The organism is Streptomyces collinus Tu 365, from assembly GCF_000444875.1.
Taxonomy (GTDB): Bacteria; Actinomycetota; Actinomycetes; order Streptomycetales; family Streptomycetaceae; genus Streptomyces; species Streptomyces collinus_A.
Genome location: NC_021985.1, coordinates 3432650 through 3452643 on the forward strand (window position 1 = coordinate 3432650; position 19994 = coordinate 3452643).

Sequence of the window (19994 nt, forward strand, 5' to 3'; positions counted from 1 at the left end):
CAGAACCTGTGGTTCGTCCGGGACACTGACGAGTGGCTGGAAGGCCCCGGGGCCAGCCTCTATGATCGGCACACTTTCCGGCACGGACAGAGATCGAGTGCACTGCGGGAGCGAGCGGTGAGCGGAACGTCCGAAGGGCCGACGCCCGCGGCAGACCTCGACCGGTCAGCCGTCACAGACAGTGACCAACACACCTACCACCGTGTCTTCGCGGCCGCCCCGCTCTCCATGGCCGTCGTCGACGCCGAGGGCCTCGTCGTCAGCGCCAACGCCGCCTTCGGCGAGCTCCTCGGCGCCGACCCGGGCGCGTTGGCCGGGCGGCCCGCCGCCGACCTGGTGGACCTGGCCTCCGACACCCGGACCTGGCACGCCTACCGCGAGGTGCTGAGCGGCCGGGAAGCCACGCTGCGCTGCACCCGCCGGCTGAAGCACCCCGAGGGGCACGCGGTGTGGGCGCAGATCACCGTCGCCCCGCTGGCGGGCGGTGGTCCCGGTGTCCTGCTGTCGGTCGCCGACGTCAGCGCGCGCCGCGAACTCCAGGCGCGACTGCGGCACTTGCAGATGCACGACCCGGTGACCCGGCTGCCCAACCGCACCCTGTTCTTCGAGCGTCTCTCGGCCGCGCTGGAGGCGGAGTCGTACGAGCAGACCGGCACCGGCCGGATCGGGCTGTGCTACCTGGACGTGGACGGCTTCAAGGCGGTCAACGACACCCTCGGCCACCGGGTCGGCGACCGGCTGCTCGCGGCCGTCGCCGAGCGGCTGACCCGGGTCGCCGACGAGGCCGGGTACGCCCGCGCCGGCACCCCGCTGGTGGCCCGGCTCGGCGGCGACGAGTTCGCCCTGCTGGTCGAGGACTCCACGGGCACCGAGCAGGTCGCCGACCTCGCCGAGTCCGCGCTGAAGGCGCTGGAGGAGCCCTTCGACCTGGCCGGGCAGCGGCTGTCGCTCACCGCCTCCATCGGTGTCGTGGAACGGCACGCGGCCGGCACCACCGCCACCGGTCTGATGCAGGCGGCGGACACGACGCTGTACTGGGCGAAGGCGGACGGCAAGGGCCGCTGGACGCTGTTCGACCCGGAGCGCAACGCGCACCGGATCACCCGTCAGGCGCTCTCCTCCACCCTGCGCCCCGCCATCGAGCGCGGCGAATTCGCCCTGGAGTACCAGCCGTTGGTCGGCATGGAGGACGGACGGCTCAGCGGGGTCGAGGCGTTGATCCGCTGGAATCACCCCCAGTTCGGCACACTGACGCCGAATCGGTTCATCGGACTGGCCGAGGAGGACGGTTCGATCGTCCAGCTCGGCCGCTGGGCGCTCGTGACCGCCTGCCGGCAGGCCCGCCGCTGGCAGCTCGACCGGCCCGGTGAAGCGCCGATCTTCGTCAGCGTCAACGTCGCCGTGCGCCAGGTCTGGGACTCGGATCTGGTCGCGGACGTGGCCGAGACGCTCGCCGAGACCGGGCTCGCCCCGCACCTGCTCCAGCTGGAGCTGACCGAGTCGGCCGTGATGGGCTCGGCGGGGCGTCCGCTCCAGGCCCTGCAGGCCCTCAGCGACATGGGGGTGCGCATCGCGATCGACGACTTCGGCACCGGCTACTCGAACCTGGCCTATCTGAGCCGGCTGCCGGTGAAGGTCCTGAAGCTCGACGGCTCCTTCGTGCGCGGTTTCCAGTACGAGGAGGCGGCCAAGGGCGTGCCGCCGAACCCGGCCGACGAGGTGATCGTGGAGGCGATGATCCAGCTCGCCCACCGGCTCGGGCTGACGGTGACGGCGGAGTGCGTGGAGACCTCGGCGCAGGCCACCCGGCTGCGCCGGATCGGCTGCGACACCGGGCAGGGCTGGCTGTACTCCCGTCCGGTGCCGCCGGATCGTATCTCCGAGCTGCTGGGCGACCGGACCTACGCGGTCGGCAAGCCGTAGGCGTCGGCGATCAGTTCGTAGGAGCGCAGCCGCTGCTCGCCGCGGTGGGCGTGCGAGGTGAGCATCAGCTCGTCGGCGCCGGTGCGCTCGCGCAGGGCGTCGAGGCCGGAGCGGACCTCGTCGGCGGTGCCGTGCACGATGTTGCCGGTCCAGGAGGCCACGAAGTCCTCCTCCATCGGGCTGAACTCGTACTTCTCGGCCTCGTCCGGGTCGGGGAAGAGACCCGGGCGGCCGGTGCGCAGCCGGAGCATGTTCAGCGCGGCTGCCTTCACCTGGCGCCGGGCCTCCCGCTCGTCGTCCATGGCGAGGGCGGAGACGCCGATGACGGCGTAGGGCGCGTCCAGCACCTCGGAGGGCCGGAAGGTCTGCCGGTACAGATCCAGCGCCGGGACGGTGTTCTGCGCGGAGAAGTGGTGCGCGAAGGCGAAGGGCAGCCCGAGCAGGCCGGCCAGCCGGGCGCTGAAGCCGGAGGAGCCGAGCAGCCAGACCGGCGGACGGTGCGGGGACTGGAGCCCGCCGGGGGTGCTGCCCTGCACCGGGCCGGGGATCGCGTGGATGCGCCGGTAGGGGTGCCCGTCGGGGAAGTCGTCGTCGAGGAAGCGGGTGAGTTCGGCGAGCTGCTGCGGGAAATCGTCGGCGCCCTCGTTCAGGGTGTCGGTGCGGCGCAGCGCGGCGGCCGTGGCGCCGTCGGTGCCGGGCGCCCGACCGAGGCCGAGGTCGATCCGCCCGGGCGCCATCGCCTCCAGCGTGCCGAACTGCTCGGCGATGACCAGCGGGGCGTGGTTGGGCAGCATGACGCCGCCGGAGCCGAGCCGGATGCGGTCGGTGTGCGCGGCGAGGTGGGCGAGGATCACGGCGGGCGAGGAGGAGGCGACGCCGGGCATGGAGTGGTGCTCGGCCACCCAGTACCGGTGGAAGCCGCGCGACTCGGCGAGCCGGGACAGCGCCACGCTGGTGCGCAGCGCGTCGGTGGCGGTGCTGCCCGCGCCGACGGTCACCAGGTCCAGTACGGAGAGGGGGACGGGGGCGGTCCCGTGCGTCGTGCCCCTGATCTCGTCTGCCGACACGGTGGGTGCCTCCTGTTGTGGCCGTGGACGGTCGTGCGCTGTCGTACGGCCGGACAACAGGAGGCTGTCTCCGTTTATTCCCCGGGGCCGGCTCAGGCCTGGACCAGGGGCTCCCGGGTGAACAGAGCGCCGAGCGTCGGCGCGTTCACCCGCCGGTCGGCGAGCCGCAGCCCCTCCCAGACCGACACCTGGTTCGCGGTGAGCACCGGCTTCGACAGCGACTTCTCCAGCAGGGACAGGTGGGCGGCCGTGTGCAGCGCGGTGTCCGGCAGCAGCACCGCCTCCGCGTCCGGGCCGTCCGCGGACCGGGCCAGCGTCAGCACCTCCTCCTCGCCCCACGTCCCGACCTCCGCCGCCGTCACGATCCCGGACGAGCGCGTCGCGACCACCTCGAGACCGCCCGCCCGCAGGAAGTCCGCGAACAGGGCGGCCACGTCCTCGGGGTAGGTCGCACCCACGGCGACCCGGCGGACACCCAGCTCCCGGGCCGCGTGGACGAAGGCGAAGGACGTCGAGGAGGCGGGCATCCCGCCCAGCCGGGCCAGGTTCCGCACCTGTTCCTGGGCGCCCTCCCAGCCGTACACGAAGCTGCCGCTGGTGCAGGCCCACACCACCGTGTCGGCCCCGGCCAGCCGCAGCCCCTCCATGCCCTCGGCGAGCCGCTCGGCCGAGCCCATCTCGCGCAGCGCGTCCACCCGGTGCGCGTCCTCACCGATGTCGGTGTGCACCACGTCCAGGCGGATGTCGCTGCCCAGGAGCTGCTCGATGCGCGGATAGTCGTCCTCGCCGGAGTGGCCCGGATAGAGGAAGCCCAGTGCAGTCATGTCAGCCCTTCTCCGTGTTCCTTCGTTCTCTGCGTCTTCTGTGTCTTCTGTGTCTCGTGCGGGTCCTGCGTGTCGTGCGGATCGTGCGTCTCTTCCGGCAGTGGGGGCCAGTCACGCGCGGCTTCGTCCAGCAGCGCCTGGTAGGGCCCCACGGCTCGGGTACCCAGCCGGCGCAGCGCCGCCCACATCGTGACCTGGTTGGCCGAGATCACGGGGATGCGCAGTTCCGCCTCCAGTTGGGGGATGACGTCGTACGTCGCCAGGTTGGTGCAGGAGATGAACAGGGCGTCGGCCCGGCCGGGACGGACCGCGCGCCGGGCCATGGCGACCACCTCCCGGTACGGAACCCGCCAGATGTGCCGGGTGAGCCCCATGTGGGCGCGGCCGGTGACCCGCACCCCGGCCTCGGCGACGTACTGCTCCAGGGCCCGGGTGACGGACACCGTGTAGGGGGTGACGAGGGCCACCCTGCGCACCCGCAGCTCGGCCAGCGCCTCCAGCAGCGCGCCGGAGGTGGTCACCGAGGGCAGCGCGCCGGCCGCGGTCATCGCCGCGCACATGGCCCGCTCGCCCGCGATCCCGTCGACGAAGCTGCCGGACGTGCACGCGTAGGCGACGACCTCGGGCGCGACGGCGCTCAGGGCCCGCACCGCCGCGCCGAGCGTCCGGTGCTCGCTGACCAGCCGGGCCAGGTCCAGGCTCACCTCCACCGGCACGAACGGGGTCCGGGTCAGATGCAGGGACACCTCGTCCGGGACCCAGCGCCACAGCTCGCGGTCGAGGGCGAAGTCGAAGGGGGCCACGACACCGACACCCCGCTGAGGGCGGGGACCACCGAGGAAGGAGACGTCCATGGCAAGGCACCGGCCTCACGCTGGGAGACGAGGGAAGGGTCGTCGTACGCCCGTGTTGACGAAGGTAGGTTCGGGTGCGAGCGTGGTCAATCCGCGCATGTCAGACGCCCGGAGCCGCCCGCATGACGCCGACCCTGCCCACCCTCCTGGTTTTGGACGCCGACCCGCCGCCCCGCCTCGGGCGCCTCACCGGCCGGGCGCGGATCGAGCACACCGACGCGGCCGGCCTCGCCGGGCGGCTGCCGACCGCGGACGTGCTGCTGGTGTGGGACTTCGCCTCGCACGCGGTTCGCGACGCCTGGCCCGGGCCGGGCCCGCGGCCGCGCTGGGTGCACGCGGCGAGCGCGGGTGTGGACCATCTGATGTGTCCGGAACTCGCCGTCTCCGACACGGTGGTGACCAACGCGCGCGGCGTCTTCGACCAGCCGATCGCCGAGTACGTGGCCGCGCTGGTGCTGGCGGTGGCCAAGGACCTGCCGCGCACGCTGGAACTCCAGCGGGAACGGACCTGGCGGCACCGGGAGACCCGCCGGGTGGCCGGCACCCGCGCGTGCGTGATCGGCTCGGGGCCGATCGGCCGGGCGATCGCCCGCACCCTGAAGGCGCTGGACGTGACGACGGCGCTGGTCGGGCGGGTGCCGCGGACCGGTGTCCACGGCCCGGGCGACCTGGACCGGCTGATCTCACGCGCCGACTGGGTGATCTCCGCCGCGCCGCTGACGGAGCAGACGCACGGCATGTTCGACACCCGCCGGTTCGGCGTGATGCAGCCCTCGGCGGTCTTCGTGAACGTCGGCCGCGGCGGGCTCGTCGACGAGGACGCCCTGGCCGAGGCGCTGCGCCGGCGCTGGATCGCGGGCGCGGCCCTGGACGTGTTCGCCTCGGAACCCCTCGGCGGGGAGAGCCCGTTGTGGGGGCTGCCGGGGCTGATCGTCTCCCCGCACATGAGCGGTGACACGGTCGGCTGGCGCGATGAACTGGGCTCCCAGTTCGTGGAGTTGTACGAACGCTGGGCGGCCGGCAGGCCGCTGCGGAACGTGGTCGACAAGAAACGCGGATACGTGCCCGGTCACTGACACGCCGTCACCGATGCCCCGGGAGGGTGCATGCAGCTCACCGAACTGACCGCCGTCCAGCTCCTCGACGGTTACCGCAAGGGCGAGTTCAGCCCGGTGGAGGCGACCGAGCAGGCCCTGCTCCGGGCGCGGCGGATCCAGCCGGAGGTCAACGCGTTCGCGCGGCTCACCGAGGAGGACGCGCTCGCGCGGGCGCGGGAGTCGGCCGAGCGGTGGCGGCGCGGGGAGCCGGCCGGGCTGCTCGACGGTGTGCCGGTGACGGTGAAGGACCTCCTGCTGCTGCGCGGCCACCCGACGCTGCGCGGCTCGAAGACCATCGCCGAGCAGGGGCGGTGGGAGGAGGACGCGCCGTCCGTCGCCCGGCTGCGGGAGCACGGCGCGGTGTTCCTGGGCAAGACCACCACCCCCGAGTACGGCTGGAAGGGCGTCACCGACTCCCCGCTGACCGGGGTGACCCGCAACCCGTACGACCCCTCGCGCACCGCCGGCGGCTCCAGCGGCGGCAGCGCCGCGGCCGTCGCGCTGGGCGCGGGCCCGCTGTCGCTGGGCACGGACGGCGGCGGCAGCATCCGCATCCCGGCCGCGTTCTGCGGGATCTTCGGGCTGAAGCCGACGTACGGCAGGGTGCCGCTGTATCCGGCGAGCGCGTTCGGCACGCTCTCGCACGTCGGCCCGATGACCCGGGACGCGGCCGACGCGGCACTCCTGCTCGACGTCATCGGCGTACCCGACCCGCGCGACTGGTCGGCGCTGCCCGAGCCGCCGGGGTCGTTCACGGCGGCGCTGGACGGGGGCGTGCGCGGGCTGCGGGTGGCCTATTCGCCGACCCTCGGCGGGCAGGTGGCCGTCCGCCCGGGGGTCGCCTCGGCCGTGCGCCGGGCGGTGGCCGGCCTCGCCGACCTCGGCGCGTACGTCGAGGAGGCCGACCCGGACTTCAGCGACCCGGTGGACGCCTTCCACACCCTGTGGTTCAGCGGCGCCGCCCGGCTCACCCAGGACTTCTCGCCCAACCGGCGGCGGCTGCTCGATCCGGGCCTGCGCGAGATCTGCGCGCAGGGCGCGCGGCTCGGCGCGCTGGACTACCTGGCCGCGGTGGACGTCCGCGCGGACCTCGGCCGCCGGATGGGCCGTTTCCACGAGCGCTACGACCTGCTGGTCACGCCCACCCTGCCGGTCACGGCGTTCGAGGCGGGCCGGGAGGTCCCCGCCGGGTCCGGGCTGCGGCGCTGGACCGGGTGGACCCCGTTCACCTACCCCTTCAACATGACCCAGCAGCCGGCGGCGACGGTCCCGGTCGGCGTGGACGACGACGGGCTGCCCGTGGGGCTCCAGGTCGTCGCCGCCCGGCACCGCGACGACCTGGTGCTGCGCGCCTCGCACGCCCTGTACGAGGCGGACCTCACGCTCTCCGGAAGCTGAGCGTCTCCCCCGCCGCCCCGGTGCGCCACAGGTCGTTGCACGCCTCGGCCATCTCCTCCAGACCGGACACGACCTGGCCCCAGACGATCCCGGGCACCCAGCCCACGTCCCCGTTGAGCAGCAGGTTGTTGCGCTCGTAGAACAGGGCCAGGTCGACCACGGTGGCGCCGGACCCGACCTCGCGGTCGTAGCCGTAGGCCCGTGTACCCAGTTCGGCGCCGGCGAAGGAGAAGTAACAGAGGTCGCCGGGAATCGGGGTGACCGTCGGGTTCTCCAGTGGGGGTTCCGTGGAGGCGAGGGGCGGGAAGAGGGCGTAGATCTCGTTGCGCGCGTACTTCGCGTGGTACACGTCGCCCCCGAGCGGCAGTGCCTCCCACACTGCCGCGCAGGTCAGGGGCGCGCGATCGTCCAGCAGTCGTGCCGTGCAGTGCGTATTCCGCCTGTCGAGCGAGACGGTGACGAAGCGATCGGCCATGGAACCAAGGGTGCATACGCCGGGAGCGCTTGGGTAGCCGCGCCGCCATGGCTCCACCACTTGGGAACGACGTGCACACGATCCGGCCGGAACACAGACACAGCAGACGTTCGGTGCTCACCGGTGTCGCGGCGCTCGGCGCCCTGGGCGCGCTGGGCGCCGCGGGCTGCACACGGGTCGCGTCGGCGTCGGACGAGAACGGCGGCGACCTGCTCGACCGGTTGCGCGCCCAGGGTGTCGTACGGCTCGGGATAGCCGGCGAGATCCCCTTCGGGTACATCGACAGGGACGGCCGGCTGACCGGCGAGGCGCCGGAGCTGGCGAAGACGGTCTTCAAGCGGCTCGGGGTGGCCCGGGTGCAGCCGGTGCCGACGGAGTTCGGCTCGCTCATCCCGGGGCTGAACTCCCAGCAGTTCGACGTCGTGGCCGCCGGGATGTACGTCAACGCCGAACGCTGCCGGCAGGTGATCTTCGCCGATCCGGACTACCGGATGCTGGACGCGTTCATCGTCCGCAAGGGGAACCCGAAGGGGCTGCACTCCTACCGGGACGTCGTGGCGAAGAAGGCGAAGTTCGCCACCGGCACCGGGTACGCGGAGATCCAGTACGCGGTGGACGCCGGGTACAAGGAGAGCGACATCCTGATCGTCCCGGACCAGGTGGCCGGGCTGAACGCCGTGGAGGCCGGGCGCGTCGACGTCTTCGCCGGTACGGCGCTGACCGTCCGCGAGGTCGCGAGGAGGTCGGGCAAGGCGGAGGCCACCAAGCCGTTCGCCCCGCTGGTCAAGGGCAAACCGCACGTCGACGGCGGGGCGTTCGCGTTCCGGCCCACCGAGACGCGGCTGCGTGACGCCTTCAACGTCGAGCTGCGCAAGCTGAAGAAGAGCGGGGAGCTGTTCCGGATCCTGCGTCCCTTCGGCTTCACCGAGGCCGAGATGACGGACATGACCGCGAAGGAGCTCTGCCGCGGATGACCTCAGGGCTCTGGGACCTCGTACTCAGGGGCATCTGGACCACCGTCCAACTGCTGGTGTCCAGCGCGCTGCTGGCCACCGCGGTGTCCTTCGTCGTCGGCGTCGCGCGCACCCACCGGCTGTGGATCGTGCGCTTCCTGGCCGGCTTCTACACCGAGGTGTTCCGTGGCACCTCGGCACTGGTGATGATCTTCTGGGTGTTCTTCGTGCTGCCGGTCGCCTTCGGCTGGCAGCTGGTGCCGATGTGGGCGGGCACGCTGGCGCTCGGTCTGACGTACGGCGCGTACGGCTCGGAGATCGTGCGCGGCGCGCTGAACGCGGTCGACCCGGCGCAGCAGGAGGGCGGCGTCGCCCTCGGCTTCACCCCGGCCCAGCGGCTGCGGCTGATCCTGCTCCCGCAGGCGGTGCCGGAGATGATCCCGCCGTTCTCCAACCTGCTGATCGAGCTGCTCAAGGGCACCGCCCTGGTGTCGGTCATGGGCATGGGCGATCTGACGTTCAGCGCCAACCTGGTGCGCCTCGCCCTCCAGCAGAGCGCGGAGATCTACACGTACGTCCTGCTGATCTACTTCGCGATCGCCTTCGTGCTGACCCGGCTGATGCGCGGTCTGGAGAAGCGGCTGAAGCCCGGGACCGGCACGTCCGCCGTCGCGGAGCCGGCGGCGCGTGAACCGGAGACGGCGCAGCCGACCGGAGTGGGGGGTGGAGTCGCATGAAGTGGGACTGGAACGCCGTGCGCGACTTCATGCCGGACTTCTGGGACGGGCTGCTGGTCACCCTGCAGGTGCTGGCCCTCGGTTCGCTGCTGTCCTTCACCCTGGGCCTGGTGTGGACGCTGCTGATGCGCACGCCGAGCCGGTGGGTGCGCTGGCCGGTCGGGGTGGTCACCGAGTTCGTGCGCAACACCCCGCTGCTGGTGCAGCTGTTCTTCCTCTTCTACGTGCTGCCGGAGTGGGGCCTGACCTTCTCCGCGCTGGCCACCGGGGTCTTCGCGATCGGTCTGCACTACTCGACGTACACGATGCAGGTCTACCGGGCCGGCATCGAGGCCGTTCCGGTCGGCCAGTGGGAGGCGGCGACGGCGCTGAACCTGCCCCGGCGGCGGACCTGGACCGCGGTGATCCTGCCGCAGGCGATCCGCCGGGTGGTGCCCGCCCTCGGCAACTACGTGATCTCCATGCTCAAGGACACGCCGATGCTGATGGTGATCACCGTGCTGGAGATGCTCGGTCACGCCCGGCTCTTCTCCCAGCAGCACTTCCAGTTCACCGAGCCCCTGACCGTGATCGGGGTGGCCTTCATCCTCATCTCCTACCTGGCCTCCCTTCTCCTGCGAGCCCTGGAGCGACGCCTTGTCCGTTGAGACCCGAACCAAGTCGTCGGTCACCGACGCCCCGGCCACCGACGTGATCCGCCTGGAGGGGGTCACCAAGCGCTTCGGGGCGAACACCGTCCTCGACGACCTGAACTTCTCCGTCGCCCCCGGCAAGCACGTGACCCTGATCGGGCCGTCCGGCTCGGGCAAGACCACGATCCTGCGGCTGCTGATGACCCTCACGAAGCCGGACGAGGGCACGATCACGGTCGACGGGGAGCAGCTGTTCCCGGCGCCGGAGAAGCGGGTCCGGGAGGTGCGCAAGAAGATCGGGATGGTGTTCCAGCAGTTCAACCTGTTCCCGAACATGTCGGTGCTGCGGAACATCACCGAGGCGCCGGTGCGGGTCCTCGGCATGTCCCGGGACGAGGCCGAGGCCCGGGCGCGCGAGCTGCTGGAGCTGGTGGGGCTGGCCGACAAGTGCGACGCCCGGCCCACCCGGCTCTCCGGCGGCCAGCAGCAGCGGGTGGCGATCGCCCGGGCGCTGGCGATGCGGCCCCAGGTGCTGCTGCTGGACGAGGTGACCTCGGCGCTCGACCCGGAGCTGGTGGCGGGCGTGCTCGATCTGCTCAGGGACATCGCCCACAGCACCGACATCACGATGCTGTGCGTGACCCACGAGATGGGTTTCGCCCGGGACATCTCCGACCAGGTACTGATGTTCGACTCCGGCCGGGTGATCGAGTCGGGCTCGCCGGAGAAGATCTTCAGCGATCCGGAGCGCGACCGGACCCGGGAATTCCTCAGCGCGGTCCTCTGACTACGGGGGGTGAGGGCCAACAGTCGAGGTCCGGACGCTGGGTGATGCCTTCGGCATATGCCAGAGGGTCTGCCGCCCAGTTGGGAGGGGGACGGCGAGTGCCACAATCTCGCCAACCCCCTCTCCCCGAACGCTCTTTGCCGGTTATCGTGGTAGCGATCCACCGACCGGATCTCGCGGCCACAGACAGGCGAGCGCAGGGGGAAACCGTGGCGCTGATGCACGAGCCGACCACCCCGAACCACTCCGCCCAGGACGCCCTGCGCGTCCTGGAGACCGTGGCCCGTCACCCCGCCGGCGTCACCGACACCGAGCTGGGCCGCCGCACCCGCCTGGAACCCGAACGGCTGACCACCCTGCTGCGCATGCTGCGCCGCGAGGGCTACGTCGAGCAGATCGCGGACGGCGCCTACGTCACCGGTGCGACCCTGCGCCGCCTGACCTCGGCGCACGACCGCGAGCGTGCCCTGCGCGAGAAGCTCCAGCACACCCTGGACCGGCTGCGGGACTCCGTCGGCGCGGCCGTCTACATGAGCCGGTACGTGGACGGCGAGGTCAGGGTCACCCAGTACGCCGCCGGGCCCGGCACCCCCGCGGTCAACGAGTGGGTCGACTTCCGCTGCTCCGCGCACGCCACGGCGGTCGGCAAGAGCCTGCTGACCCAGCTCGACCACAACGGGCGCCGCGACCACCTCTCCCGGTACAAGATGGCCCGTCTGACCTCGCGCACCATCACCAGCGACAAGCTGCTGCTCTCGCGCCTCGAGTCACAGCCGCCGACCGTGCCGGTGCTGGACCTTCAGGAGTACGCGATCGGCACCGTCTGCGCGGCCGTCCCGATCACCGCGGGCTCGTCCGTCGGCTGTCTGGCGCTGTCCCTCCCGCTCGAGCACGCCTACCGCCTGCGCCGGGCCGCGGACGCGCTGAACCGGAGCGCGGCGCCGGTACTCCTCTCGCTCGCGCTCTGAGTGGTCACGAGCACCCCGGCGGACCAGGTAGTATTTTCTTCGTCGCCGGCCGCGAAAGCGGAAGGCGGGAGTCATGCGCCGCTAGCTCAGTTGGTTAGAGCAGCTGACTCTTAATCAGCGGGTCCGGGGTTCGAGTCCCTGGCGGCGCACGGTATCGAAGGGCTCCTCGCGGAAGCGGGGGGCCCTTCGGCGTCTTCCGTGTCGTCCGTGTCGTCCGTGGTCAGCAGCCGGTAGGCGTCCTCCCCCGGCGGCCGCCACCACACCGGGTCGGCGCACCGGAACCCCTCGCGGCGCAGGACCGCCCGGTGGATCTTGTTCGTCGCGGTCACCGGCATCCGCTCCAGCACCCGCACGTACCGGGGTGCCATCTTCGTCCCGAGGTCGGGCTGGGCGCGCAGGAACGCGGCGAACCCCGCCGGGTCGAAGGTCCCGGCGACGGCGGCCATCACCTGGTCCCCGGTCACCGGGTCCGGCACCCCGTACACGGCGACCGCGTCGGCCCCCTCGTACCGGGCCACGATGGTCTCGATCATCGCGGCGGCCAGGTTCTCCCCGTCGACCCGGATGCGGTCGTCGCCGCGCCCGGCGAAGTACAGGTATCCCCGGGAGTCCCGGTAGAAGAGGTCGCCGGTCCAGTACCCGTCCGCGCGCCGCCGCTCCGCCTCCGCCGCCGGGTTGCGCCAGTACCCCTCGAAGGGGCTGGGCCCCCGGTTCACCAGCTCGCCGATGGCCTCGTCGCCGTTGACCAGCCGCCCGCCGGGGCCGAAGACGGCCGCCGGGCACTCCCGCCCCGTGGCCGGGTCGAGCACCACCAGGCCGGGCCGCGCCGGTCCCACCGCGCCCGCAGGGGTGCCGGGCGCCCACTGGATCGCCGCCCCGCCCTCCGACGACCCGTAGCCCTCCACCAGCCGCACTCCGAACCGCCGCTCGAAGGCCGCGGCGTCGGCCGCCCCGGCCTCCGTGCCGAAGCCCGTGCGCAGCGGATGGTCCCGGTCGTCGGGCCGGGCGGGCGTGGCGAGCAGGTACTGGACGGCCCGCCCCACGTAGGTGAAGTACGTGGCCCGGTACCGGCGCACGTCGGTGAGGAACCCGGAGGCCGAGAACCGCCGGCGCAGCGCCACCCCGGCCCCGGCGGCCAGCGCGGGCGCCCAGTCGGCGATCACCGCGTTGCCGTGGAACATCGGCATGCAGACGTAGTGCACGTCGTCCGCGCCCACCCCGAACTGCCGCACCAGCGCCTGCCCGGCCGCCGCCAGCCTGCCCTGGGAGCAGATCGCGGCCTTGGGCGCGCCGGTGGATCCCGAGGTGAAGTACAGCAGCAGCCGGTCGGCGGGGGTGACCCCGTACGGGTCGGGGACGGCTCCCTCGCAGCCGGCGAGGAGGGTGCCGTACTCCTCGCCGTCCGTCACGAGGACCCGCACGCCCGGCAGCTCCAGGCCGGCCAGCAGCGGCAGCCGGGCCCGCTCGGTGACCAGGACCGCGCACTCGGTGTGCCGGATGTCCCGGGCCAGTTCGGCGCCCCGGCGGGTGGGGTTGACGCCGGCGACGGCGGCCCCGGCGAGGGCGGCGGCGCCCAGCCAGAGCGGGAACTCCTCGGTGTTGTCGAGCAGCACCCCCAGGTGCGGTGGGGCGCCGGACGGCAGCAGGCCGGCCAGCAGCGCGGCCCGGGCGGCCGCGCCCGCCGCCACCTGGTGGTGGGTGAGCACCCGGTCCTCGCACCACATGCCCGGCCGGTGGTCGCCCCACCGCGCCGCCACCAGCTCGGCGACCGTGCCCGTCCTGGACGTCATGACCGGGCACGGTAACTGACATGGCGTCAGAAGTGGAGGGTCACGGCATCAGACCGCCGGCCTCCGCGAACATCGCGTGCGCGACGGCCATGAACCCCAGACAGAAGACGATGATCATGCCGAGGAAGGCCAGCAGGCAGCCGGACTCGGTGATGAGCCGGCCGCGGGACGGCGGGATGGCGGTGGCCAGCCGGGGCTGCTCCGGGAGGTACCGCACGGTGACGATGTCGCCCTCCAGGACGGTGGCGGGACCGCCCGCCTCCTCGAACCGGACCTGGGCACCCTCGCGGGTGGTGTACTCGTAGACACGGTGCACGCTCGTGTGCACGGACGTGTCCCCGCCGCCCCCGCTGGTCGTGGTGTACATGCGCAGGCAGCGCGCCTCGGCCGTCAGCCCGTGCTCCCACGTCCGGCTGATCCGCCGGGCGCGGTGGACCAGCCGGAACGCGAAGTAGCCGACACCCGCGATCATGAGGGTGGGCACGAGGTAGAAGAGCATTTCGAACATGAGGTTCCCCCGAGGTCGGTACGCCGCTCCGGAAGACCGGCGTGGCCCGGAATGTATCCGGCCGGGCGCACGGGCGCCCTCAAGGGAACCTCAGTTTCCGAGCTGTGACGCGCCGCGGACGGCTCAGAAGGTGACGTCCGAGCAGGCGTAGAACGCGTTGCCCGTGTCGGCGATCGTCCACACCGCGACGATGACGTGGTGACCGCTGAGGCCGGACGGCAGGGTGCCGCTGTGGCTGAGGGTGGCCGGCGGGCGCTGCCCGTTGTACGGCACCGTCAGGAACGGGGTGAGGTTGAGGTCCGAGCGGGACAGTGCGTGGTTCTGGTTCCAGCCCGGCTTGGTGACGTAGTACTTGAAGTCCGTCGTGGCGTGCATGGCCGTGAACTGCCAGCGGAAGGTGTACGACTGGCCGCCGGTCACCCGGGTGGTGGGCCAGGCGGCGCCGGACGGTGTCATCGGTGAGCTGAGCTGGGCGAACCGGCTGACACCGCCGTTGCAGATCTGGCCGTCGGCGGGACCGGCGGCCGGGAAGCCCTTGGGGCCCTCGACGCTCTGCGGCTCCCACTGGATGTCGCCGCAGTTCGCCACGGTGCCGTTCTGGCAGAGCTTCTGTCTGCTGATGGGGAGGTCGGTGTAGCCGTGCCCGCTGGCGCCGCCGGAGGAGAGCACGAAGGCTCCGGCGGTCGCCACGCCCAGCACGGCCGCGGACAACTTGGTCTTGGTGCGCATGCTGCCGCTCCTGGAGAACGTGGGGGATGTTCACTGGCTGAGCTGTGCAGTGCGGTGCGGTGCCCCGCCGCGCGCGAGGCGGGGCACTAGGTCTAGACCAAGTCCCAATGTATGGGCGTTGGTTGAGCGTGTCCACAACCACCACAGCCCGATCCCGGGCGCCCCTCAGGTCGGCTCCCTGCGACCCGAGCAGAACGCCACCGTCAGGTCCCGCACCAGCACCTTGCGCTCGTAGTCGTCCAGTTCGACGAGCCCGCGCATGGTCAGCCGGGTCACCGTGTCCTCCACCGAGTCCACGACCGAGTTGAGCATGCCGGACCGCTCCCGGGCGTCCAGCGCGGCGATCTGCCGCCGGTGCATCGAGGCGGCCACCTCCGGCGCGTACTCCACCCGCAGCGGCCGTACCGAGAACACCTCCAGGCCGACCGGCCCCGCCTCCGCCGCCACCAGCCGGGTCAGCGCCTCACCGGCAGCCGCCACCCCGCCCCGCGGGCCGCCCGGCGGATCCACCGCCACCCGGGCCAGCGCGGCCTCGACGCACTCCCGCAGATACGTCTCGTGGTCGTCGATGCCGAGCACGGCACGCGCGGTGTCCCGCACCCGCCACACGACCAGCACGACCACCCGCAGCGCCACCCCGTTGCCGTCCGTCGCCGGCATCGCCTCGCTGCGCCAGTGCCGCAGCCGCACGTCGACCCGGCGGCGGGCCACCAGCGGGTTCACCCACAGCAGGCCGGTGCGCCGGACCGTCCCCCGGTAGCGGCCGAACAGCCCGAGCAGCCGGGCCTGCCCGGTCCGGCCCCGGGCGAGTCCACCGAAACCGAGCGCACCGAGCGCCCCCGCTCCCGCGTACGCCGCCCACTGCGCCGGGCCGAGCCCCGCGCCGCCGTACCCCGGCAGGCGCAGCGCGTCCGCCGCGAAGGGCGGCAGCACCCCCGCCCACCACGAGGTGGCCAGACATCCGGCGACGCCGCCCACCCCCGCCAGCACCCCGGCGAGACCGGGCAGCACCCGCGCCGGACGCTCCACCAGGTCGGGATCGACACAGGGGGCCGGCCTGCCGGGGACCGGGGCCGGGCGCCCGAGGCGCGGCTGCTCACCGGTGCCCCGTCTGCGGGCCACCACGGCGGGTTTCAGCGGCACCGACACCGGCTCGGGGTCGTCGCGGAACAGCAGGTGGACGGGGATCTCGGTGGTCGCCTCGTTGTGGATCAGCCGGGCCGGACGGATGGCCGTGCCACCCGGGCCGGCCGCACCCTCCGGTTGTTCCTCGAACTCGGCCTTGTGTGACGTGGTCGTACTCATGCGTGCTCCAGCCTCCGCGCCAGACGCGTCATGACGGTCGAAGAGAAAAGAAGAGAGACGAGAAGAGATAGGTGAAGAGGGGGGAAGGGAGGGGGGAAGGGAGAGGAGAGAGGGGCGACGGGAGAGGGGCGGGACGAGGCGCGGCTAGGCGAACAGCCGGCGCCAGGTCTCCGGGCCCGGGTAGCCGTCCGCCGCCCCGCCGCGCCAGCCCAGGCCGCGCTGGAACGCCTCGACCGCCCGCCGGTCGGCGTCGCCCCAGCGCGGCCCCGGCCCCGTGGCGTAGAACCTGCCGAACCCTTTCTTCACGAGCTGCTGCCCCAGCCGGGTGACGTAGTCGTTCTCCGCGCCCGGACGGAAGTACGTCCGGCCGGGGAAGCCGGGCACGCCGTGCGAGGCGGGCGAGCCGGGTGTGGTGGTGCCGCCCGGGATGCTCCTGCCCCGGCCGGTGACGAGCAGGTTCCAGGTGCCGGGACCGGGCCGCCCGTCGGCGTCCGCGCCCGTCCAGCCCTGGGCCCGCTGGAAGGCCTGGGTGGCCCGGCGGTCCGCCTCGCCCCAGACCGGGCCGGGGCCGCTGGTGTAGAAGGAGCCGGCGCCCCGGGCCACCAGCATCCGGCCCAGCTCCGTGACGTGCTTGTTGTTCGCGCCGGGGCCGAAGTAGGCGGCGCCCGGGAACGGCGTGGCCGACTTGCCGCCCGTGGCCTGCCCGCCGGCGCTCCCGGTGGTCAGGCCCTTGTACCGGTAGGGCACGTACTTGCTGCCGTTGCTCCAGTACGGGTACGGGGTGGGCTGACTGCGGGCGTGCGGGGGCGTCTGCTCGTAGACCGTGTACTCGGTGTGCTTGCCGTTCGTCCAGCCGCCGAAGATCACGACGTGGGAGCCGGCCTCGGGGTTGTCCGGGTTGTGGAAGAGCAGGATGTCGCCGGGCTGCAGCTCGTCCTTGGTGATCTTCACACCGAACTCGGCGAGGCTGCCGGTCCACTCGTTGGAGGTCAGCCCCCAGGCCATGGACACGTAGCCGGAGCAGTCCTGCCGGTAGCCGTCGGACCAGTACGCGCTCATGCTGTACGGCACCTTGGCGGTCACCCAGACCTTGGCCCGCTTGATGATCTCGTTCCGGGTGGTGGCGGGCGTCGGGGAGGCCGCGGGCCGGGCGGGCTTGCCGGCCGGGCCGTGCAGCGGGGACCGGGCGCCCTGCGGGGTCTGCGGCGTGACGTCGGACGCGCCGGCGGTACCGGGTACGGGCGGGGTGGGGGCGCCGATGCCGAGGGCGGCGGCCTGCGGGATCGCGCCGAGGGCGGCGGTCGCGGCGGCGGCCACCGTCACGACCCCCCGGGTCGCCGGGCGGCCGCCGAAACGGCCGGACGGCGGACGAGCGCTCGTCCGCCGTCCGTGGACGCAGCCGGGACAGTCGCAGCCGTTCCCGGGGTCGACTTCCTCGAACAGCGGAGCGGTCATGCGATCTGCCTCACATACGGGATGGATGTGTCCGCGAGTGTGCACGTTGATCAGTTTCACAACCGGCGTCCTGGCGCGCATGTTGACGGTCCGAATGATGTACCGCGCCTGCTCCGGATCGGGGACCCCGGCAGGCGTGGTCCGGAGCACCCGCGAAGGTCATGTAGAGTTTTCCCGTCAGCAGGCGCCGCTAGCTCAGTTGGTTAGAGCAGCTGACTCTTAATCAGCGGGTCCGGGGTTCGAGTCCCTGGCGGCGCACGATGACGATGGCGAGCCACGTCCGCGGAACACGCGGTCCTGGCTCGCCATCTCTGTTTCCGCCGCCGCGCCGCCCCCATTGCCTGTTTGGCCGGATACCCTCTGGCCATGGCAGCCCGGGACCTTCAAGAGCGGATCAAGAAGCTCATCGTCGACCGACGGCTGCCCTCGGGCGCCCCGCTGCCGACCGAGCCGGAGCTGATGGACTTCCTCGGGGCGAGCCGGAACTCGGTGCGGGAGGCCCTGAAGGCGCTGCAGGCGATGGGCATCGTGGAGATCAGGCACGGCTTCGGGACCTACGTCGGCTCGATGTCGTTCGCACCCATGATCGAGGGGCTCGCGTTCCGCACGGTCGCCGGGCACTACCGCGGCGAGGACTCCCTGCTCCAGTTGCTGGAGCTGCGCGAGGCGGTCGAGACGGGACTGGTCTCGCGGCTGGCCGGGCGGCTGCCCGAGGCGGACCTCGTCGAGCTGGACGCCCTCGTGGGCCGTATGGAGCGGGAGGCCGCCGAGGGGCGCGGCCTCGCCGAGACCGACCGCGCGTTTCACGCCACCCTCTACCGGGGGCTGGACAACGTGCTGCTGAGCGAGGTGCTGGAGGCGTTCTGGGACGCCTTCCACCGCGTCCGGCGGGACCTGGTGGAGGTGCCGCAGGACCCGCGGGTCACCTGCCGCCAGCACCGCGAGATCCTGGACGCCGTCCGGTCCGGCGACTCGGTGCGGGCGGAGGAGGCCATAAGGGACCACTTCGGCAACATCCGTGCCCGCCTCACCCCCACCGGCGCGGTGACGGCCGACGGGACCTCCGAACGCGCGGACGGTCCGGCGAACAGCCGGTCACGGCACACCGGCACGGCCGGTCACGAGGTCGCGCGGGGGCTCACGGACCCGTGCCGGTGAGGTACGCCGAGACCACCACGTTGGCCGTGTAGCTGCGGCTCGCCCGGTCGAAGGTGCCGCCGCAGGTGATCAGGCGGAGTTCGGCGCGGCCCGGCCGGCGGGGGCCGTAGGCCACCCGCGCGTCGAAGTCGTCGCGGGGCAGCACCCGTACGTCGTCGATGGTGAAGTGGGCGACCTTGCCGTCCGCGCGGACCACCCGGACCGTCTCGCCCGGCTTCAGCGTGCTGAGCTTGTAGAAGACGGCGGGCCGGGTCTCGGTGTCGACGTGGCCCACCATCAGCGCGGCCCCCGCCGCGCCGGGCGCGGTCCCGGAGCCGTACCAGCCGACCACTCCCGGCTGGTCGAACGGCGGCGGGTCGACGGCGCCCTCCCGGTCCAGGCCGCGGGCCACGACCGGTGCCTGCACGGCCAGTTCGGGGATGTCCACGCGCAGCGGCGCGGCGGCCCCGAGGGGCCGGGCCGCGGGCGGCAGCGGAAGCGTCCCCGCGGCGCGGTCGAGTCCGGCCACGTCGCCCGTGGTGGGTCCGGACGGGCTCGCGGGCACGGCGGTCACGCCGCGTCCCCACAGCCACAGCCCGAACAGCAGCACCGCCCAGGCCAGGCCGGTGACCAGGCGCCCGGTGCCGGAGCCGCGCCCGTGTTCGTCGGACATGTCCGCGGCGCTCAGCCGGTGCCGTGGCTCCGGCGGGCCCTGCGCAGCCCGACGGCGGCCGCGGCGACCCCGGCGAGGGCCAGGCCGGTCACTCCCTGGGCGGTGTCGGGTCCGGACGCGTCGGTGGCCACGGTCGCGAAGTGCGCGGTGCCGCCGCCGCCCGCGTGCACCGGTGCCACGGGCGAGGCGGCCGGGTCCGGGGCGGTGCCCTGCCCGTCCGCCCGCCCGGCGCCTTTGTCCACGACGGTGATGGTGCCGGTCATCACCACGTCGGCGCAGCTGATCCGCACGTCGTAGGCGCCGGGTTCGAGCGCGGTGCGGATGCGGGTCTGGCCCGCCATCGCGCTCTGACCGCCCTGGCCGCCGGTCAGCCGCGCGTCGGAGACGAAGGCGGGCGAGGCGGCCGTGGCCTGTGCCCCGGTGCAGCCGCGCACCTGTAGCGCCACGTCGTCGCCCGGGGCCGGGGAGGACGGGGTCACGGTGACTCCGCGGTCGTTGTCGGCCGCGTACGCCGCCGGCGTGAGCGCGGCGACGGCCAGGAGTCCGGTACAGAGAGTGAGACGTGCTGAGCCCATCGTGAAACCTCCAGATAAAGGGAGGCTCCCCCGGACCGCGCGCCTCCGCATCCTCGGAAGGCGCGCGATTGCTCCGAACGGGTGGGGCGGGGTGTGGAAACCGCAGG

At 72.9% G+C, this 19994-nt stretch carries 19 protein-coding genes, 2 tRNA genes and 1 pseudogene; 11 read left to right on the forward strand and 11 right to left on the reverse strand.

Annotated features, from left to right (window positions below; all coding sequences use genetic code 11):
* The first annotated feature begins 117 nt into the window (after positions 1 to 117).
* Positions 118 to 1923 (forward strand): putative bifunctional diguanylate cyclase/phosphodiesterase, encoded by a 1806-nt coding sequence (locus B446_RS14815; RefSeq protein ID WP_020940258.1) that lies wholly within the window; start codon positions 118 to 120, stop codon positions 1921 to 1923.
* Here the strand turns inward: B446_RS14815 and B446_RS14820 are convergent.
* The 3 genes from B446_RS14820 to B446_RS14830 all read right to left on the reverse strand — a co-directional run bounded on the left by B446_RS14820 (position 1902) and on the right by B446_RS14830 (position 4668).
* Positions 1902 to 2990 carry an LLM class flavin-dependent oxidoreductase gene (locus tag B446_RS14820; RefSeq protein ID WP_020940259.1) on the reverse strand — a complete coding sequence of 363 codons (1089 nt, stop codon included), beginning with the start codon at positions 2988 to 2990 and terminating at the stop codon, positions 1902 to 1904. The two genes, B446_RS14815 and B446_RS14820, sit on opposite strands and share 22 nt — an antisense overlap.
* A gap of 92 nt (positions 2991 to 3082) precedes the next feature.
* A complete protein-coding gene (locus B446_RS14825) occupies positions 3083 to 3814 on the reverse strand; it encodes an aspartate/glutamate racemase family protein (protein WP_020940260.1) in 732 nt (243 codons plus the stop codon).
* Positions 3811 to 4668, reverse strand: a complete 858-nt coding sequence (locus B446_RS14830) for an aspartate/glutamate racemase family protein (RefSeq protein ID WP_020940261.1) — start codon at positions 4666 to 4668, stop codon at positions 3811 to 3813. Before B446_RS14830 ends, B446_RS14825 begins: the two co-directional genes overlap by 4 nt.
* A 122-nt stretch (positions 4669 to 4790) precedes the next feature.
* Between B446_RS14830 and B446_RS14835 the strand changes: the two genes are divergently transcribed.
* Both B446_RS14835 and B446_RS14840 read left to right on the forward strand, forming a co-directional pair.
* Positions 4791 to 5744: a D-2-hydroxyacid dehydrogenase gene (locus B446_RS14835; RefSeq protein ID WP_020940262.1), complete on the forward strand. Its 954-nt coding sequence runs from the start codon at positions 4791 to 4793 to the stop codon at positions 5742 to 5744.
* Between the two features lie 30 nt (positions 5745 to 5774).
* A complete protein-coding gene (locus B446_RS14840) occupies positions 5775 to 7163 on the forward strand; it encodes an amidase (protein WP_020940263.1) in 1389 nt (462 codons plus the stop codon).
* Here the strand turns inward: B446_RS14840 and B446_RS14845 are convergent.
* Positions 7144 to 7638 (reverse strand): DUF3830 family protein, encoded by a 495-nt coding sequence (locus B446_RS14845; RefSeq protein WP_020940264.1) that lies wholly within the window; start codon positions 7636 to 7638, stop codon positions 7144 to 7146. The two genes, B446_RS14840 and B446_RS14845, sit on opposite strands and share 20 nt — an antisense overlap.
* Before the next feature lie 47 nt (positions 7639 to 7685).
* Between B446_RS14845 and ehuB the strand changes: the two genes are divergently transcribed.
* The 6 genes from ehuB to B446_RS14875 all read left to right on the forward strand — a co-directional run bounded on the left by ehuB (position 7686) and on the right by B446_RS14875 (position 11864).
* Entirely contained in the window at positions 7686 to 8612 is a 927-nt protein-coding gene (ehuB, locus tag B446_RS14850) for an ectoine/hydroxyectoine ABC transporter substrate-binding protein EhuB (RefSeq protein ID WP_043475624.1), read from the forward strand.
* A complete protein-coding gene (ehuC, locus tag B446_RS14855; RefSeq protein WP_020940266.1) occupies positions 8609 to 9328 on the forward strand; it encodes an ectoine/hydroxyectoine ABC transporter permease subunit EhuC in 720 nt (239 codons plus the stop codon). The genes ehuB and ehuC overlap by 4 nt, the downstream gene beginning before the upstream one ends.
* Positions 9325 to 9975: an ectoine/hydroxyectoine ABC transporter permease subunit EhuD gene (gene ehuD / locus B446_RS14860; RefSeq protein ID WP_020940267.1), complete on the forward strand. Its 651-nt coding sequence runs from the start codon at positions 9325 to 9327 to the stop codon at positions 9973 to 9975. Before ehuC ends, ehuD begins: the two co-directional genes overlap by 4 nt.
* Entirely contained in the window at positions 9965 to 10747 is a 783-nt protein-coding gene (gene ehuA / locus B446_RS14865; protein WP_020940268.1) for an ectoine/hydroxyectoine ABC transporter ATP-binding protein EhuA, read from the forward strand. The genes ehuD and ehuA overlap by 11 nt, the downstream gene beginning before the upstream one ends.
* Positions 10748 to 10956: 209 nt before the next feature.
* Positions 10957 to 11715 carry an IclR family transcriptional regulator gene (locus B446_RS14870; protein ID WP_020940269.1) on the forward strand — a complete coding sequence of 253 codons (759 nt, stop codon included), beginning with the start codon at positions 10957 to 10959 and terminating at the stop codon, positions 11713 to 11715.
* 75 nt (positions 11716 to 11790) lie between these two features.
* Positions 11791 to 11864, forward strand: a tRNA-Lys gene (locus B446_RS14875).
* Here the strand turns inward: B446_RS14875 and B446_RS36460 are convergent.
* The 5 genes and pseudogenes from B446_RS36460 to B446_RS14905 all read right to left on the reverse strand — a co-directional run bounded on the left by B446_RS36460 (position 11830) and on the right by B446_RS14905 (position 17502).
* Positions 11830 to 13505: pseudogene (locus B446_RS36460) on the reverse strand (AMP-binding protein). The gene B446_RS14875 and the pseudogene B446_RS36460 overlap by 35 nt on opposite strands.
* 40 nt (positions 13506 to 13545) lie before the next feature.
* Positions 13546 to 14013, reverse strand: coding sequence for a DUF3592 domain-containing protein (locus B446_RS14890; protein WP_020940271.1), 468 nt, complete (start codon positions 14011 to 14013; stop codon positions 13546 to 13548).
* A gap of 123 nt (positions 14014 to 14136) precedes the next feature.
* Complete coding sequence (locus tag B446_RS14895; protein WP_020940272.1) at positions 14137 to 14742, reverse strand: lytic polysaccharide monooxygenase auxiliary activity family 9 protein; 606 nt, start codon at positions 14740 to 14742, stop codon at positions 14137 to 14139.
* A gap of 165 nt (positions 14743 to 14907) precedes the next feature.
* A complete protein-coding gene (locus B446_RS14900; protein ID WP_020940273.1) occupies positions 14908 to 16047 on the reverse strand; it encodes an SPFH domain-containing protein in 1140 nt (379 codons plus the stop codon).
* Positions 16048 to 16191: 144 nt separating this feature from the next.
* Positions 16192 to 17502, reverse strand: coding sequence for a peptidoglycan-binding protein (locus B446_RS14905; protein WP_020940274.1), 1311 nt, complete (start codon positions 17500 to 17502; stop codon positions 16192 to 16194).
* 184 nt (positions 17503 to 17686) lie between these two features.
* Here B446_RS14905 and B446_RS14910 point away from each other — a divergent pair.
* Positions 17687 to 17760 (forward strand) — tRNA-Lys (locus B446_RS14910).
* Positions 17761 to 17868: 108 nt separating this feature from the next.
* The gene (locus B446_RS14915; protein ID WP_020940275.1) at positions 17869 to 18660 is read left to right on the forward strand and encodes a FadR/GntR family transcriptional regulator; all 792 of its coding nucleotides are present in this window, start codon (positions 17869 to 17871) and stop codon (positions 18658 to 18660) included.
* On the opposite strand, the gene B446_RS14920 is transcribed toward B446_RS14915, so the two are convergent.
* A complete protein-coding gene (locus B446_RS14920; protein ID WP_020940276.1) occupies positions 18641 to 19312 on the reverse strand; it encodes a class F sortase in 672 nt (223 codons plus the stop codon). The genes B446_RS14915 and B446_RS14920 overlap by 20 nt on opposite strands.
* 11 nt (positions 19313 to 19323) lie before the next feature.
* On the reverse strand, positions 19324 to 19887 hold the full coding sequence (locus tag B446_RS14925) for a hypothetical protein (RefSeq protein ID WP_020940277.1): 564 nt from the start codon (positions 19885 to 19887) through the stop codon (positions 19324 to 19326).
* Positions 19888 to 19994 lie beyond the last annotated feature (107 nt).